General features: G+C 62.8%; 14 protein-coding genes. 7 read left to right on the top strand and 7 right to left on the bottom strand.

From position 1 onward, the window contains the following. The first annotated feature begins 23 nt into the window (after positions 1-23). Positions 24-2,330, top strand: coding sequence for a heavy metal translocating P-type ATPase (locus ACFWXH_RS16110; RefSeq protein WP_379121850.1), 2,307 nt, complete (start codon positions 24-26; stop codon positions 2,328-2,330). Between the two features lie 53 nt (positions 2,331-2,383). Here ACFWXH_RS16110 and ACFWXH_RS16105 read toward each other — a convergent pair whose 3' ends face one another. Both ACFWXH_RS16105 and gstA read right to left on the bottom strand, forming a co-directional pair. Then, a complete protein-coding gene (locus tag ACFWXH_RS16105; RefSeq protein WP_379121848.1) occupies positions 2,384-3,058 on the bottom strand; it encodes a glutathione S-transferase family protein in 675 nt (224 codons plus the stop codon). Between the two features lie 112 nt (positions 3,059-3,170). Further along, complete coding sequence (gene gstA / locus ACFWXH_RS16100; protein WP_379121846.1) at positions 3,171-3,797, bottom strand: glutathione transferase GstA; 627 nt, start codon at positions 3,795-3,797, stop codon at positions 3,171-3,173. 144 nt (positions 3,798-3,941) lie between these two features. Here gstA and ACFWXH_RS16095 point away from each other — a divergent pair, with 144 nt between their 5' ends. Continuing rightward, positions 3,942-4,856, top strand: coding sequence for a LysR family transcriptional regulator (locus tag ACFWXH_RS16095; RefSeq protein ID WP_379121844.1), 915 nt, complete (start codon positions 3,942-3,944; stop codon positions 4,854-4,856). On the opposite strand, the gene ACFWXH_RS16090 is transcribed toward ACFWXH_RS16095, so the two are convergent. After that, complete coding sequence (locus tag ACFWXH_RS16090) at positions 4,853-6,208, bottom strand: glutamine synthetase family protein (protein WP_379121842.1); 1,356 nt, start codon at positions 6,206-6,208, stop codon at positions 4,853-4,855. The genes ACFWXH_RS16095 and ACFWXH_RS16090 overlap by 4 nt on opposite strands. 273 nt (positions 6,209-6,481) lie before the next feature. Here ACFWXH_RS16090 and rpe point away from each other — a divergent pair, with 273 nt between their 5' ends. Further along, positions 6,482-7,159 (top strand): ribulose-phosphate 3-epimerase, encoded by a 678-nt coding sequence (gene rpe, locus ACFWXH_RS16085; protein WP_379121840.1) that lies wholly within the window; start codon positions 6,482-6,484, stop codon positions 7,157-7,159. Positions 7,160-7,176: 17 nt separating this feature from the next. On the opposite strand, the gene nagA is transcribed toward rpe, so the two are convergent. From nagA to ACFWXH_RS16065, 4 genes are read right to left on the bottom strand one after another with little or no spacing between them, the layout of a single operon-like run. After that, complete coding sequence (gene nagA, locus ACFWXH_RS16080; RefSeq protein WP_379121838.1) at positions 7,177-8,334, bottom strand: N-acetylglucosamine-6-phosphate deacetylase; 1,158 nt, start codon at positions 8,332-8,334, stop codon at positions 7,177-7,179. Continuing rightward, positions 8,331-9,362 (bottom strand): SIS domain-containing protein, encoded by a 1,032-nt coding sequence (locus ACFWXH_RS16075; protein ID WP_379121836.1) that lies wholly within the window; start codon positions 9,360-9,362, stop codon positions 8,331-8,333. The genes nagA and ACFWXH_RS16075 overlap by 4 nt, the downstream gene beginning before the upstream one ends. Then, the gene (locus tag ACFWXH_RS16070) at positions 9,359-10,147 is read right to left on the bottom strand and encodes a GntR family transcriptional regulator (RefSeq protein WP_379121834.1); all 789 of its coding nucleotides are present in this window, start codon (positions 10,145-10,147) and stop codon (positions 9,359-9,361) included. The genes ACFWXH_RS16075 and ACFWXH_RS16070 overlap by 4 nt, the downstream gene beginning before the upstream one ends. Beyond that, positions 10,144-11,025 carry a BadF/BadG/BcrA/BcrD ATPase family protein gene (locus ACFWXH_RS16065; RefSeq protein WP_379121832.1) on the bottom strand — a complete coding sequence of 294 codons (882 nt, stop codon included), beginning with the start codon at positions 11,023-11,025 and terminating at the stop codon, positions 10,144-10,146. The genes ACFWXH_RS16070 and ACFWXH_RS16065 overlap by 4 nt, the downstream gene beginning before the upstream one ends. A 199-nt stretch (positions 11,026-11,224) precedes the next feature. Here ACFWXH_RS16065 and ACFWXH_RS16060 point away from each other — a divergent pair, with 199 nt between their 5' ends. From ACFWXH_RS16060 to ACFWXH_RS16045, 4 genes are all read left to right on the top strand, one after another. Continuing rightward, positions 11,225-12,133, top strand: a complete 909-nt coding sequence (locus ACFWXH_RS16060) for an N-acetylmuramic acid 6-phosphate etherase (RefSeq protein ID WP_379121830.1) — start codon at positions 11,225-11,227, stop codon at positions 12,131-12,133. A gap of 52 nt (positions 12,134-12,185) precedes the next feature. Continuing rightward, positions 12,186-13,445: an ABC transporter substrate-binding protein gene (locus tag ACFWXH_RS16055; protein ID WP_379121828.1), complete on the top strand. Its 1,260-nt coding sequence runs from the start codon at positions 12,186-12,188 to the stop codon at positions 13,443-13,445. A 331-nt stretch (positions 13,446-13,776) separates the two neighbouring features. Continuing rightward, positions 13,777-14,700 carry a carbohydrate ABC transporter permease gene (locus tag ACFWXH_RS16050; RefSeq protein WP_379121826.1) on the top strand — a complete coding sequence of 308 codons (924 nt, stop codon included), beginning with the start codon at positions 13,777-13,779 and terminating at the stop codon, positions 14,698-14,700. A 9-nt stretch (positions 14,701-14,709) separates the two neighbouring features. Continuing rightward, on the top strand, positions 14,710-15,549 hold the full coding sequence (locus tag ACFWXH_RS16045) for a carbohydrate ABC transporter permease (protein ID WP_379121824.1): 840 nt from the start codon (positions 14,710-14,712) through the stop codon (positions 15,547-15,549). The last annotated feature ends 85 nt before the right edge of the window (positions 15,550-15,634 follow it).

Below are 15,634 nucleotides of genomic sequence, written 5' to 3'. Positions count from 1 at the left end.
CGAACATAATCAAGGGAATGATCATGGCACGAGCATCAGAGCAGATGCGCTACCGCGTCGACGGTATGGATTGCGCCTCCTGCGCATCGAAAATCGACACCGCCGTGCGGCGTCTGAAAGGCGTCGAGGACGTCTCCGTTTCGGTGACGCGCGGCACGATGACGGTGAGGTTCGATGGCGACACGGCACTCGCGCCGGCCATCGAAAAGCGGGTGACCGGCCTTGGTTACAAGCTGTCATTGATGCCTGCGAACAGCTCCGTTCCAGTTGCCGTGAACAAGGACGATGCATGTGGCTGCGGCCATGATCATGGCGATCACGCTGGGCATGACCACTCGGGTCATGCTCATGCCGACCACGATCATTCAGGCCACGCTTCTCACGGAGCGGCCAAGCCAGCGCCAGTGGCCAAAGCCAATGTCGAAGGACTGCACGGTCATGATCACGGTCCAAGCACCGGTCCGTGGTGGAAATCAGGCAAAGGCAAGCTGACCATTGCAGCCGGTCTCGCCTTGGCTGTTGCCTACGGCATCGGCAAGTTGGTACCCGGCTACGAAACCTGGATTTTCACCGTCGCCATGCTGGTCGGTCTCGTGCCGATCGCGCGTCGCGCCATCGCGGCCGCCTTTGTCGGCACGCCTTTCTCCATCGAAATGCTGATGACCATAGCCGCCATCGGCGCCGTCATCATCGGGGCCACGGAAGAAGCCGCGGCAGTCGTCTTCCTGTTCCTGATCGGTGAACTGCTGGAAGGTGTCGCCGCCGGCAAGGCGCGTGCCTCGATCCAGTCGCTGACTGCGCTGGTGCCGAAGACGGCACTGCTGGAGCGCGACGGCAAGATCAGCGAAGTGCAGGCCGAAACGCTCGCCGTCGGCGCCATCATCATGGTGCGTCCGGGCGACCGCATCCCGGCGGATGGCATCGTCGTCTCGGGTGAAAGCGCGGTCGACGAAGCGCCGGTGACCGGCGAAAGCGTGCCGGTGCTCAAAGTGCCTGATTCCAAGGTCTATGCCGGCACGGTCAACAGCGATGCGGTGCTGCGCGTGCGCGTGACGGCGGCGGCCGCCGACAACACCATTGCCCGCGTCGTGCGCCTCGTCGAGGAGGCGCAGGAATCGAAAGCGCCGACCGAGCGGTTCATCGACCGCTTCTCGAAATATTATACGCCGGGCGTGGTCGTCTTCGCGGCCCTGGTTGCCGTCATCCCGCCACTGGCAATGGGCGGCGCCTGGGACGAATGGATCTACAAGGGCCTTGCTATCCTGCTCATCGGATGCCCCTGCGCGCTGGTGATCTCGACACCGGCAGCGATTGCCGCCTCGCTTTCTTCCGGCGCGCGGCGCGGCCTGCTCATGAAAGGCGGCGCGGTGCTCGAAAACCTCGGCAAGATGACCGCCGTCGCCTTCGACAAGACGGGCACGCTGACCGAGGGCAAGCCGAAGGTGACCGATATCGACGGTTTCGACCTGCCGGCCGGCGAGGTGCTGCGGCTGGCGGCCGCGCTGGAGACGGGTTCTTCCCATCCGCTGGCCAAGGCCATCCTCGGGCGTGCCGAAGTCGACGGCATCGTGGTGCCACAGGCTTCCGACGCCAAGGCTCTCGGCGGCAAGGGTGTTTCGGGCATCGTCGACGGAACCGAGATATTCCTTGGTTCGCCGCATGCCGTGTCGGAGCGTGTGCCGCTCAGCGCCGACCAGTCGAGCCGCATTGCCGCGCTGAACGACGAGGGCAAGACCGTCTCTCTGCTGCTTGCGGGTGGCAGGCTTGCCGGTGCCCTGGCGATGCGTGACGAACCGCGTCCCGATGCGCGGGCCGGACTGCAGGCCCTGGCCGATCGCGGCATCAGGACGGTGATGCTGACCGGCGACAATGCCCGCACGGCCGCCGCCATCGGCAAGCAGCTCGGCATCGAGGTGCGCGCCGAACTGCTGCCTGAGGACAAGCAGCGCATAGTCGGCGAGTTGAAGCGGGAGGGCTATGCGGTCGCCAAGGTCGGCGACGGCATCAACGACGCGCCGGCGCTCGCTGCCGCCGATGTCGGCATCGCCATGGGTGGCGGCACCGATGTTGCGCTCGAGACGGCGGATGCGGCGGTGCTGCATGGACGTGTCGGCGACATCGCCGGAATGATCGCGCTTTCCAAGCGCACCATGTCCAACATCGGCCAGAACATCACCATCGCGCTTGGCCTGAAGGCGGTGTTCCTGGTCACCACGGTGATCGGCGTTACGGGCCTGTGGCCGGCGATCCTGGCCGACACAGGTGCCACCGTTCTGGTGACGATCAACGCGTTGCGCCTGCTTGGCGCAGCGAAACAGGTCACGGCCTGATCGACAGAATGAGGGCGCCGCGCAGCAGCGGCGCCTTCCCAGTGTCTGATAAATTAGGCTGCCTTCAGCAGATAGGCATCATGTCTTCGCAGGAACGTGTGCAGGCGGTCCGGATAGTCGGACCCGACAGCCTGCTTCACACTTGGCCTCTCCGCGAGCATCGCCCGCCAGGCGCGTACGCGTGGCGTATTGGCGAAAACGCCGGTTTCGGCAATCGTGTCGAACAGATCGAAATAGCGGAACACCGGTGCAAAGACCGCGTCGACGAGACTGAAATCCTTGCCAGCAAAATAGGGCCCATTGCCGAGCACCGCTTCCAGCCTCTCGAACTTTTCCGAGATTGTCGCGCGTTTCTGTTCATAGATCGCAGGGTCCTGTGTCGTCTCCAGTCCCCAGATGTCGGATAGGATGTTCGAGCCGAACTCCATCCAGGCGCGATGCTGGGCGCGCAGCAATGGGTCGGCCGGATGCAGCTTGGGACCGGCCCTTGTCTCTTCGATGTATTCGCAGATCACCGAGCTTTCAAAGAGCACGGCCTGAGGCCGATCGGGCTGCCGCACCATCAGCAGCGGCACCTTGCCGAGCGGCGACAGGTCGAGGAACCATTTCGGCTTGTCGGCAAGGTCGATGAGCACCTTTTCGAAGGGCACATCCTTTTCGGCGAGCGCAATGGCGGCGCGCTGGACATACGGGCACAGATGGTGGCTGACGAGGGTGAGCGTCTGCATGGGGCCTCCTTAGAGCGTTTCCGTTTTTCACGGAAACGCGGAAATGCTCTAACTCTTTGTTTTTTACGCAATTCCGGACGGAAAACCGCTACGCACTTTTCCTGGAATTGCTCTAAGCCGCGATCTTCATGCCTTCGGCGTGCATCGCCTCGCGCACTCTCGGACGCGCGGCGACGCGATCCATGAAGGCGCGCAGCTGGGGGAAGGCGGTGAGATCGACCTTGGTGAAAGCCGACCAGCCGACGATGGTGAAAAGATAGGCATCGGCGGCGGTGAACTGCTCGCCGGTCAGATAGGGCCCTGATTTCGCCAGGTGGTTTTCGACGAAGGCCAGTCGCTTGGCGAGCATGTTGCGTGCGACGTCCTGCGCCTGCGATCCGTATTCCGGATGGAACAGCCAGGGGCTGTACATCTTGTGCAGTTCGCTGGCGATGAAATTGAGCCACGACTGCTGATGATGGCGTTCCGTGGTTCCAGAACGCGGCACCAGCCCGGATTCCGGCCGGAGATCGGCGAGATACTGTACGATGGCGGCGCCTTCGGTCAGCACCGAGCCATCGTCCAGTTCGAGCGCCGGCACATAGCCGTTCGGGTTGATGGCGGTGAAATCGGCGCCGGTCTCTGTCGGATGGGGAGTTCTGGCGAGGTTGACCTTTTCGAGGTCGAGGACGACGCCTGCTTCCAGTGCAACGATGTGCGGCGAGAGCGAGCAGGTGCCGGTGGCATAGTAGAGTTTCATGGCAGATCCTTCCTGAGTTGGCGCCGCCAACAGCGACGGCACCTTCTGCCACAAAGGATAGGGTTGGCATCTGCGCATTGCTCATTGGCATTTTGCCTGTCGCGCTTGCATGACTGCAAGCTTGATAGGTGTTACCTTTCTGGCATGGATGACTGGAACGAATTGCGGCTGGTTCTGGCGGTTCAACGCGAAGAAAGCCTGACCGGTGCCGCCAAAGCTCTGAATGTCGATCACTCGACAGCCTTTCGCCGGCTGAATGCGTTGGAGGCTCGTCTCGGCGTGCGCCTGTTCGAGCGCCTGCCGGGCGGCCTCTATCAGGCCACCGCCACCGGCGAACGCATGGCCGCTACCGCTGAGCGCATCGAGGACGAGACGCTGGCGCTCGACCGCGACATCGCGGGTTCCGACCATCGCCTTTCGGGGCGCTTGCGCGTCACATCTTCGGAAACACTGGCTTACAGTCGATTGCCCAGCCATCTGGCTGCGTTTCGCCGGACGAACCCCGGCATCGTGGTCGAGCTGCTGATCGACAATCGTGTGCTTAGCCTGTCGCGGCGGGAGGCCGACATCGCGTTGCGGCCGGTGCGTCCCAAGGAAGGTGATCTGTGGGGACGCAAACTCTGTGCCGCAGCCTGGACCTTCTTTGCGGCACCCGCTTATCTGGAAACATTTGATGGTCCGGTTGGGGATATCGGTGACCGGCAGGATCTGATTGGCTGGGAGGAAGGTGCCGCCGGCATCCAGGCGGCGGAATGGCTGAGCCGCGCGGCGCCGGACAGCGCTTTCGTCTATCGTACCAACAGCCTGGTCAACCAATCGGTGGCGGCCAAGGCAGGTATCGGCCTTGCACTCCTGCCTTGTTATCTCGGAGACAGCGATCCCGGCCTTGTGCGCGTACGGTCGGAGCCCTTGCCCGACCTTGAGGGCGAGTTCTGGATCGTCACCCATGCCGACCTGAAACGGACGGCACGGGTGCGCGCCTTCTTCGATCAGGTCGGCGACGGGCTGGCCCGCGAGCGCGACCTGTTCGAGGGGCGGATGCCACGCGTTGCGGGCTAGACGATTTCCAGATAGGCGCTGAACTCATAGTCCGTCACCTGTTCGGCAAAGCCGGCGATCTCCTGCCTCTTGCAGGCAACCAGCATCTGCCTGAGCACCGGAGCGAAGATCTCGGCTGCGATCGGGCCGTTCTCGAACGCGTCCACCGCCTGACCCCATTCCGCCGGGATCTTGCGCTGCTTCTTTGCCGAGTAGGCCCGCCCCGTTTGCGGCGCTGTCGGTTTCCAGCCGTTGCGGATGCCGACGAGGGCCGCCCCGAGGATCGCCGTGAGAACGAGATAGGGATTGGAATCAGCTCCGGCGACGCGATGCTCGATACGCCGCGCTTTCGGATTGCCGCCCGGAATGCGGATCGCCGCCGTGCGGTTCTCGTAACCCCATGAGATCGATGTCGGCGCGTGCGTGTCAGGCCGCAGGCGACGGTAGGAATTGTAGTGGGGCGCAAACATCAGCGTTGTTTCCGCCATGCCGCGCAGCAGGCCGGCGACGGCGTTCTTCAGGATTGGCGAGCCCTCGGCGGTGCCGTCGTCGAAGACGTTCTCGCCCTTCTCGTTGAGGAGGGAGAAATGCACATGCATGCCGTTGCCCGAACGCAAACCGTAAGGTTTGGCCATGAAGGTGGCGGCCAGCCCATGCTTGCGCGCAACGCCCTTGACGATGCGCTTGAAGAAGACGCTGTCATCCGCCGCCTTCAGCGGGTCGTCGGTATGCAGGAGATTGATTTCGAACTGGCCGATGCCGTTTTCGGCGATCGCGGCGTCGGCCGGCACGTTCTGCCTGGCGCATTCCTTGTAGACGTCCGAGAAGAACTCGCCGAAATCGTCCAATTCATCGATGGAAAGAATGGCGTCGGAATCGAGCCGTTTGCCCGTATAGGGCGAGATCGGCGGCATGGCGCTGTCGGGCTCGGGGTCGATCAGGTAGAATTCCATTTCCGTCGCCACGACCGGCCGCAGGCCCAGCTCGCGATATTGTGCGACGATCGCCGCCAGCGCCTGTCGTGGGTCGGCCAGAAAAGGACGGCCATCCTCCAGCGACAATTGCAGCGGGATGAGTGCGCTTGGCCGCGAGGTCCAACTGACCGGCAGGGGTCCGCGTCCTGTCGCTTCGCAGATGCCGTCGCCGTCACCCGTGGCGAAAACCTGCGTGCTGCCGATGATGTCCTCGCCCCAGACGTCGACGCCGACGATGGAAAGCGGCATGCGGATGCCGCCACCGAGAACTTTGGATGCCTGTTCGACCGGAATGCGCTTGCCGCGCATGATGCCGTTCAGGTCGCAGACCACTGCCTGAACGCTTTCGATCGGGCCGTTTTTTTCGATCCATTCCTTTAGCTGTTCTGATTCGCTCAATTTGAGCACCTATACCTTTCTTGTTGAGAGAGCCGCATTGCCCGGCGAAGCTGGCATTGTGCCCGGCGCCGGTCAAGCTGACCCGAAGTTGTGGATCGGCTGGCGGTGATTCCTGTCGACAAGCGGCTCTGCTGCCGCTAGAGCGGGCGCGATCACGATAAATCGGCACCCCGCTCTAGCTTTCTTGTTTTGTCGCATGATCCTGATCCGAAAAGTCTGCAACTTTTCGGGGTCATGCTCTAGGCGGTGGCAAACAGAGTTGCGGGAGCAGTCATGGCCGGAAAAACCCTTATTGCGCCTTCGGTGCTGTCGTCCGATTTCTCCAGGCTCGGTGATGAGGTCGAGGCGATCGTCGAGGCCGGTGCCGACTGGATCCATCTCGATGTCATGGACGGGCATTTCGTGCCCAACATCACCTTCGGCGCGCCGGTCATCAAGGCAATCCGCAACCGCACCAAGGCCTATTTCGACTGCCATCTGATGATCGCGCCGGTCGATCCCTATCTGGCGGCTTTTGCCGAGGCCGGCTGCGACGGCATCACCGTGCATGCCGAAGCCGGTCCGCATCTCGACCGTTCGCTGCAGACCATCCGCAATCTCGGCAAGAAGGCCGGTGTTTCGCTCAATCCCGGCACGCCGGAAAGCGTCATCGAATATGTGCTCGACCGCCTCGACCTCGTCCTGCTGATGACGGTCAATCCGGGATTCGGCGGGCAGGCCTTCATCCCGGCGGTCGTCGAGAAGGTGAAGCGGGTCAAGGCGCTGATCGGTGACCGGCCGATCCACATCGAGATCGATGGCGGCGTTTCGCCGGAAACCGCGCCGCTGGTCACCGCTGCCGGCGCCAATGTACTGGTTGCCGGCGCTGCCGTGTTCAAGGGCGGCACCGTCGACGCCTATCGCAGCAACATCGCGGCAATCAGGACGGCCGCGGACAAGGCGGCCGTCTAAATCGTGAGCCGGCGGGCTTAACCGAAGACCCGCTCGCCGCCGATCCACGTACCCTTCATGGCAAGGTCGTCGCTCAAAGCGACGATGTCGGCCGCCGTGCCTTTGGCGAAGCGGCCGAGCCGGTGCGACTGGCCGACGGCTTCAGCCGCATAGAGCGAGGCCATGCGCAAGGCCTCGGTCAGATCGATGCCGACGACCTGGTGCATGAAGCGAACGGCCGAGATCATGTCGAGGTCGGCGCCGGCCAGCGTGCCGTCGGCCAGCCGCAGGCTGCCGTCCTTGCGGTAGACGGTGCGGCCGTTGAGCGTGAATTCGGTCATATCGGTGCCGATCGTCGCCATGGCGTCGGTGACCAGGAAAATGCGCGCCGGGCCTTGCTTGGATTTCAGCGCGATCTCGATGGTTGCCGGATGCACATGGATGCCATCGGCAATGAGGCCGGCGAACATCCTGCCGCTGTCGATCGCAGCCCCTGCCAGGCCGGGTTCGCGGTTGCCGATCTGGCTCATCGCGTTGAACAGATGCGTGGCCATGGACGCACCCGCCTCGGCATAGGCGGTTGCGGTTGCATAGTCGGTGTCGGAGTGGCCGAGGCTGACGACGATGCCTGCCTTTGCCAGCGCAGCGACCTGGGCGGCGGTGACCGACTCCGGCGCGACGGTGGTCTGCAGAACCGGCAGCTTTGCCCGCGTTGCGATCAGCGCGGCCTCGTCGGCCGCGTTCATCGGCCGGATCAGCTTGGGGTCGTGTGCTCCTTTGCGGGCCAACGACAGATGCGGTCCTTCCAGGTGCAGGCCGAGGAAGCCGGGCAGCTTGCGTTGTGCTGCTTCCGCGCCTGCCGCGATTGCCGCGGCGGTGATTTCCGGCGTGTCGGTGATCAGCGTCGGCAGCAATGCGGTCGTGCCGAAAGGCGCATGCGCCTTGCAGATCGTTTCGATGGAGGCGAGGTCGGGGTGATCGTTCAGCATCACGCCGCCGCCACCGTTGACCTGCAGGTCGATGAAACCGGGTGCCAGGATGCCGCCGCCGAGGTCGACAACCTCGGCGCCAGACGGAATGTCGCCGCGCCTGGTGATCGCCTCGATCAGTCCGTCGGAGACGATCAAAGCGGCATCGTCATGCCAGGCGGCGCCGTCGAAGATTCGCGCGCCGATGAATGCGAGGTGCTTGCTCATATTGTCTCCGTCACCTTGCGCAGGTTCGGCGGGGTATCGGGATCGAGACCACGATGACGGGCGAAGGCCTCCACGAAAGCGTAGAATGACACGATCAGCGTCAGCGGATCGGTCAGCGGATGTCCGGTCGCGGCATGTGGCAGCGCCGTGGCGTTCTTGGCCAGGGTTGAGGTGATGAAAGTGGCCGCCCCTTTTGCAGCCAGCGTGTCTGCCGCAGCGGCCAGCGACGGCTCGGAAGCATCGCGGGCGGCAAGCGCCAGCACCGGGAATTTCGGGCCGACCAGCGCCATCGGACCGTGCATCACTTCGGCACCGCTATACGCTTCCGCATGCACCGCGCAGGTTTCCTTGAACTTCAACGCCGCTTCCGATGCGATGGCGAAGGAAGGACCGCGGCCCAGGATGAAGAGCGAGTTGTGTCCGTCGAGCGCCGAGGTGAGCGGGCTCCAGTCGCAGGCGACGGCCTTGCTGAAATGTTCGGGCAGTTGCTTCAAGGCGGCGATCAAGGCTTCGTCGCCGGTGGCATGCGCCATCAGCGCGAGGCCGGCAACGGCGGAATTGACGTAGGTCTTGGTTGCAGCGACGCTGAGTTCCGGTCCGGCCAGGATGTCGACGGCATAGTCGGCCGCGCGCGCCAGCGGGGAGTCGGCCGTGTTGGTGAGCGCGATGGTCAGCGCGCCGCGCGCGCGTGCGCTTTCAGCCATGGCGACGATGTCCGGGCTCTTGCCGGATTGCGAGATGGCCAGGCAAGCGGAGCCGTTCAGCCGCAGCTTCGCGCCGTAGATCGAGGCAACCGAGGGGCCGACGGAAGCGACGGCGAGGCCGGCGGTCAGCTCCACCGCATATTTCATGAAGGTGGCGGCATGGTCGGAAGAACCGCGTGCCACGGTGATGATGAAGTTGGGATCGCGTTCACGGATGCCGCGCCCGGCGTCAGCCAGCGCCTTGCCTGATCCATCGAGCAGACGGGCAGTTGCCTCGGGAATCTCTTCGACCTCGCGGCGCATATGGGATTTTGTTGTTGTCATTGCCGCACTCCGTTGTCGTCACTGGTCACGCCGAGCCTCAGCTCGGCGACGAAATCATAGGCATCGCCGCGATAGACCGAGCGCGTGAATTCGATCACCTTGCCGCTGGCCAGATAGGAAATGCGCTCGATGCGCAGGCTGGCCGAACCCGTCGGTGCATCGAGCAGCCTGGCGTCTGCTTCGTTGAGGTTGACGGCAGAGATGCGCTGCACCGCGCGCACCGGCCGATTCCCCGTCTCCTCCAAAGCCGCGTAGAGCGAAGAGCCGACAACGCTCGGATCGGGCAGGGCGCCGGCCGACAACGAGGCGCGTTCGATGGCCAGCGGCGTGTCGTTGGCGATGCGCAGGCGTGCCACTCTGGCCACCATCTCGCTGGCGGCGAGGCCCAGCACCATCATTTCTTCCGGCGACGGGGCATAAAGCCCGCGATCGAGCCAGGTCGAGCGCACCACCTTGCCACGCCGCGCCATGTCCTCGGTGAAGGAGGTGAGCCGCGACAGCGACTGTTCGACCCGCTCCATCCGCGGCGCTACGAATGTGCCGGAACCATGGCGCTGAACCAGGACCCCGCCCTTGACCAGATCCTGCACCGCCTTGCGCACCGTGACACGCGAGATGTCGGCCATCGAGGCGATGTCCCGTTCCGAAGGCAGGGCATCGCCCGGGCCGATCAGTCCGCGGTTGACGGCGTCCTCTATGCTGCGGCGAAGCTGGAGATAGAGCGGCGCGCCGCTTTGCGAAGCTTGTTTGAGCGAGGCAAAAATGACATCCGCCGCTTCGCTCATCGTGCAGCCTCGGCCGCGCCGGCGAATTTTCGTACGGCCATTCGCACAGAGCCGCCCAAGGCATCGTCCAGAGGCGTCTTCAGCAATGCGCGAAAACGCTCGGAGAGGCGCGGGGCATAGAGAGGCGCCAACCCGCCGAGCAGGCAGAGTGGATCGCCTGCTTCCAGGTCGAGCACGCCGAGCGAGGCTTCCACGTCGGCGACGGACTTGTCGACGATCCATGTCGCGACAGCATCGCCCCTGGCGGCATTCTCGAACACCTTTGGAGCGAAGCCGCCAAAATCGCCGGGCTTGGCGTGGGTGGTGAATTCGACCAGATCCTGCGGATTGTCCCGGAAGATGCCCATCATTTCGCGGGTCAGTGGCGATGCCTCGCGGATGCCGTCATAGGCAAGCAGGGTCTGTTCCAGAAGATCGCGCCCGATGCGCGCTCCGCTGCCCTGGTCGCCGACCTGGAAGCCCCAGGCGCCAACCGAACGCGATTTGCCCTGCTTGCGCACCATATAGGCCGTGCCGGTGCCCAGGATCGCGATGGCGCCGTCGCCGGAGCCGACCGCGCCTTCGAGCGCGATCTCGAAATCCGTTTCCACGCTCGAGCGGCTGAACGGCAGGATGGCTTCGAGTTGCTGTTTGTAGGTGCCGACATTGGCCCCGGCGAGACCCAATATGGCTGGCGTCTGTGGGATCAGCTCGGGGTCTTCACCGGCTGCGAGAAACGCCTGCCTGGCAGCATCGACGATATTGGCGCGGGCACCCGTCAGGTCGCTGCGGATGTTGGCGGCACCAGACTTCGCGCGGCCGAGAATCTCGCCGCCCGCTGTTGCGAGCGCTGCCCTGCAGCTTGTGCCGCCGCCATCGATGCCGAGCACGAAAGTCACGCTGAAATCTCCTCTTGCCCGATAATACCAATAAAATACCAATAGCCAAGGGTAAATTTATGGTTCGATTCAATAAGCGGTATTTTCTTGAAATTATTGGCATTTCTGCGGGATGGAAAAGGAAGCCGTTACGAATTCACTAATGACAGTGGACAAGTGGTATTTTTTTGGTATTGTCGAGAAAGGTGGAGGAACCGGAATGGCGCAGAAGCGCACCGAAGCGCAGCATCGTGATGCCGAAGGTCTGGATGTCCAGGCGCCGGAGGCCGTATTGAAGTCGCTGGCCGAGGCTCAGATCGAGGCCGCTGGCGCCGTTCGCGAAGCCATTCCTGCCATTGCCGCTGCATCTGTGTTGATTTCAGAGCGCCTCAGGGCTGGTGGCAGGCTTGTTTATGCCGCCGCAGGCAGTTCCGGCCTCATGGCCGTTGCCGATGCCCTCGAGCTCCCCGGCACTTTCGGCATCGAGCGCGATCGCATCGTCATCCTCATCGCCGGCGGCGACGAAGCCTTCCGCAATCTTGCGGGCGGGCCGGAAGACGATGAGGAAGCGGCCGCCGCGGCCATTGCCGGCGCGGGCGTCACCGCTGCCGATTGCGTCATTGCCCTTTCTGCCAGCGGTTCCACCCCTTATGCGGTTCGCGCTCTGCGCGACGCACGCCTGCGCGGCGCGGCGACCATCGCCATCGCCAACAATGGCGACACGCCGCTGCTCAATGACGCCGAAGTCGCAATCCTGTTGAAGACACCGCCCGAGGTGATCGCTGGTTCGACGCGCATGGGTGCCGGCACCGCCCAGAAGATCGCGCTCAACATGATGTCGACCTTGGCGGCGATCCATCTTGGCCACGTCCATGACGGTTATATGGTCAATCTCTTCGCCGACAACGCCAAGCTGCGCGACCGCGCAGCCCGCATCGTCGCTGCCATCACCGGACTTGATCGCGATGTCGCCGACCGATCGCTCGAGCAGAGCGGTGGCGCGGTGAAGACGGCCATTCTGCTCGCCGCCGGCGCCGAAAGCGTCGATGCGGCCGAGGGGATATTGGAGAAGACCGGCCAGAGGCTGCGGCCGGCCCTTTCCGCCATCAGAGGAGAACAGGGGGCCTGACCCCCCGTCTCGTCAAAACCGAACCTGAAAAAGGTCAATAGGGAGACTGAGAATGAAGACGAAACTTCTTACGGCATTGCTTTTAGGCTCCAGCGTACTCGGCTTCGCCGGCGTCGCTTCCGCCGCCGACGTGACGCTCAACATCGAGAGCTGGCGCAACGACGACCTCGCCATCTGGAAGGATAAGCTGATCCCGGCTTTCGAGGCGAAAAATCCAGGCATCAAAGTGGTGTTCGGACCGTCGTCTCCGACTGAATATGATGCGGCACTCGGGGCCAAGCTCGCCGCCGGCTCGGCGGGCGACCTGATCACCTGCCGTCCGTTCGACAAGTCGCTGGAACTCTACAAGAAAGGCAACCTCGCCGACCTGACCAAGCTCGCCGGTATGGAGAACTTCTCCGACGTCGCCAAGTCGGCCTGGACCACGGACGATGGTTCGGCCACCTTCTGCGTGCCGATGGCCTCGGTCATCCACGGCTTCATCTACAACAAGGAAGCCTTCGAAAAGCTCGGCCTCAAGGTTCCGGAGACCCGCGACGAGTTCTTCGCGGCACTCGACAAGATCAAGGCCGACGGCACCTACATCCCGATGGCCATGGGCACCAAGGACCTCTGGGAGGCCGCGACCATGGGCTACCAGAACATCGGCCCGAACTACTGGAAGGGTGAGGAAGGCCGCCTGGCGCTGATCAAGGGCGAGCAGAAGCTGACCGACAAGGACTGGGTCGAGCCCTATGCAGAGCTTGCCAAGTGGAAGTCTTATCTCGGTGACGGCTTCGAGGCGCAGACCTACCCGGACAGCCAGAACCTATTCACGCTCGGCCGCGCGGCCATCTTCCCGGCAGGTTCGTGGGAAATCGGTCTGTTCAACACGCAGGCCCAGTTCAAGATGGGTGCCTTCCCGCCGCCGGTCGGCAAGGCTGGCGACACCTGCTACATCTCCGACCATACCGATATCGGCATCGGCCTGAATGCGGCCTCCAAGAATGCCGATGCGGCCAAGACCTTCCTGACCTGGGTCGCCTCGCCGGAATTCGCCACCATCTACGCCAACGCGCTGCCGGGCTTCTTCAGCCTGAATTCCACTCCGGTGAAGATGGAAGATCCGCTGGCGCAGGAATTCGTTTCCTGGCGTGAGAAGTGCAAGCCGACGATCCGCTCGACCTATCAGGTTCTGTCGCGCGGCACGCCGAACCTGGAAAACGAAACCTGGGTTGAATCGGCCAACGTCATCAACGGCACCGATACGCCGGAAGTTGCTGCCGAGAAGCTGCAGAAGGGTCTCGACAGCTGGTACAAGCCGGCGAAGTAAGACTGCGATACGACCGGGCCGCTCTAGCCGCGGCCCGGCCTGTCCCGAACTAAATTCCGATTGTCGGCGCGGTTCCTCGCCCTTACGCTCTTCCTTAGAGCGTTTCCGTCTTTCACGGAAACGCGGAAACGCTCTAGCTCTTTGTTTTTACGCAATTCCGGACGGAAAACCGCTACGCACTTTTCCTGGAATTGCTCTTTGAAGACTGGAGAAGGGGCGCCGGCTTCAAGTTCACCACTTCCTCGAAGATCGGAGGAAGTTGCGGTGGACAGGCGAGGGGCGGCATTCCGACAATTTGACAGGATTTCCCGAGGCGGCAAGGACCGAGCTCATGGCTGCAGCATCGAAAAGACCGTTCCGTTGGCACATCGGCGTCTTCCTGGCGCCGGCGGTGCTCGTCTATACGGCGATCATGATCCTGCCGTTGTTCGGCACGCTGCAGCTTTCGCTGTTCCGTTCCGTCGAGCAGGTGCAGACCTTTGTCGGTTTCGACAATTTCCGCATCCTGTTCACCGATCCCAACTGGTCGTTCAATTTCTGGAATGCACTAAAGAACAACGTTTGGTTCTTCATCATCCACATGGTGGTGCAGAACCCGATCGGCGTCGCGCTTGCGGCACTTCTGTCCAGCCCGAAACTGCGTTTCACCGCTTTCTACCGCACGGCGATCTTCATCCCGACTATTTTGTCCTTCGTCATCGTCGGATTCGCCTGGAAGCTGATCCTGTCGCCGATCTGGGGCGTGGCTCCCAACCTGATGGGGCTGGTCGGCCTGAAGAGTTTTTTCACGCCGTGGCTCGGCAAGGAAGAATATGCGCTGACCGCGCTCAGCCTGATTTCGGTCTGGCAGTTCGTCGGCATTCCGATGATGCTGATCTACGCGGCGCTGCTGTCCATTCCCGATGAGGTGATCGAGGCCGCCGAATGCGACGGCATCACCGGCTGGTCGCAATTCTGGAAGATCAAGCTGCCGCTGATCCTGCCTGCCATCGGCATCATCTCGATCCTGACCTTTGTCGGCAACTTCAACGCCTTCGACCTGATCTATACCGCGCAGGGCGCGCTGGCTGGACCGAACTATTCGACCGACATTCTCGGCACTTTCCTCTACCGCGCCTTCTTCGGCTTCCAGTTGCAGGTTGGTGACCCCCATATGGGCGCCACCATCGCCACCATGATGTTCCTGATCATCCTGATCGGTGTCTGCTTCTATCTTTTCCTCGTGCAGCGGCGCCTGCGCCGCTACCAGTTCTGAGGTGTAACGATGAGCAAGGCCACCTCCTCCCTGCCGCGGACCATCGGCGCACACGCGATCCTGCTGACCTACACCATCATCGCGCTGTTCCCGGTCTTCGTCGTCGTCATCAATTCGTTCAAGTCACGCCAGGCGATCTTCCAGCAGCCGCTGATGCCGCCGGTGCCCAAGACCTTCGACCTGGTCGGCTACACCACCGTGTTCGGCCAGGGCGACTTCTTCCTTTATTTCCAGAACAGTCTGATCGTCACCGTCGTATCTCTATTCTTCGTGCTGCTGTTCGGCGCCATGGCAGCCTTCGCGCTGTCTGAATACCGCTTCCGCGGCAACACGCTGATGGGGCTCTACCTGGCGCTCGGCATCATGATCCCGATCCGCCTCGGCACGGTTGCCATTCTGCAGCTGATGGTGGCTTCAGGGCTGGTCAACACCTTGACCGCACTCATTTTGGTCTACACCGCGCAAGGCTTGCCGCTCGCCATCTTCATCCTGTCGGAATTCATGAAGGGCGTGTCGGACGACCTCAAGAATGCCGGACGCATCGACGGACTCTCGGAATACACCATCTTCTTCCGGCTGGTGCTGCCGCTGGTCCGCCCGGCCATGGCCACCGTCGCGGTCTTCACCATGATCCCGATCTGGAACGATCTGTGGTTCCCGCTGATCCTGGCGCCATCGGAAGCGACCAAGACCGTGACGCTCGGTGCCCAGATATTCCTTGGCCAGTTCGTCACCAACTGGAACGCGATCCTGGCGGCTCTGTCTCTGGCGATCCTGCCGGTGTTGGTCCTCTACCTGATCTTCTCGCGCCAGCTTATTCGCGGCATCACCTCGGGCGCGGTGAAGTGAGCGTCCTTGAAAGCAAGCAAACAAGAGGCAGGACTGTAAAGTGACTTCGACCAATCCCATACGCGTTGTCGTTGCCGGCCTTGGC

The sequence above is a fragment of the Mesorhizobium sp. NPDC059054 genome (assembly GCF_042739215.1).
GTDB lineage: Bacteria > Pseudomonadota > Alphaproteobacteria > Rhizobiales > Rhizobiaceae > Mesorhizobium.
Note: the sequence above shows the minus strand (reverse complement) of the source record. Positions and strands in the feature narration are given on the sequence as shown.

What these genes read in the sequence shown, in the direction of transcription:
- nagA (WP_379121838.1), bottom strand. Translation starts at nt 8,334, where the DNA reads ATGAGCAAGCACCTCGCATTCATCGGCGCGCGAATCTTCGACGGCGCC.
- rpe (WP_379121840.1), top strand. Translation starts at nt 6,482, where the DNA reads ATGGCCGGAAAAACCCTTATTGCGCCTTCGGTGCTGTCGTCCGATTTC.
- ACFWXH_RS16070 (WP_379121834.1), bottom strand. Translation starts at nt 10,147, where the DNA reads ATGAGCGAAGCGGCGGATGTCATTTTTGCCTCGCTCAAACAAGCTTCG.
- ACFWXH_RS16105 (WP_379121848.1), bottom strand. Translation starts at nt 3,058, where the DNA reads ATGCAGACGCTCACCCTCGTCAGCCACCATCTGTGCCCGTATGTCCAG.
- ACFWXH_RS16045 (WP_379121824.1), top strand. Translation starts at nt 14,710, where the DNA reads ATGAGCAAGGCCACCTCCTCCCTGCCGCGGACCATCGGCGCACACGCG.
- ACFWXH_RS16050 (WP_379121826.1), top strand. Translation starts at nt 13,777, where the DNA reads ATGGCTGCAGCATCGAAAAGACCGTTCCGTTGGCACATCGGCGTCTTC.
- ACFWXH_RS16060 (WP_379121830.1), top strand. Translation starts at nt 11,225, where the DNA reads ATGGCGCAGAAGCGCACCGAAGCGCAGCATCGTGATGCCGAAGGTCTG.
- ACFWXH_RS16110 (WP_379121850.1), top strand. Translation starts at nt 24, where the DNA reads ATGGCACGAGCATCAGAGCAGATGCGCTACCGCGTCGACGGTATGGAT.
- gstA (WP_379121846.1), bottom strand. Translation starts at nt 3,797, where the DNA reads ATGAAACTCTACTATGCCACCGGCACCTGCTCGCTCTCGCCGCACATC.
- ACFWXH_RS16075 (WP_379121836.1), bottom strand. Translation starts at nt 9,362, where the DNA reads ATGACAACAACAAAATCCCATATGCGCCGCGAGGTCGAAGAGATTCCC.
- ACFWXH_RS16055 (WP_379121828.1), top strand. Translation starts at nt 12,186, where the DNA reads ATGAAGACGAAACTTCTTACGGCATTGCTTTTAGGCTCCAGCGTACTC.
- ACFWXH_RS16095 (WP_379121844.1), top strand. Translation starts at nt 3,942, where the DNA reads ATGGATGACTGGAACGAATTGCGGCTGGTTCTGGCGGTTCAACGCGAA.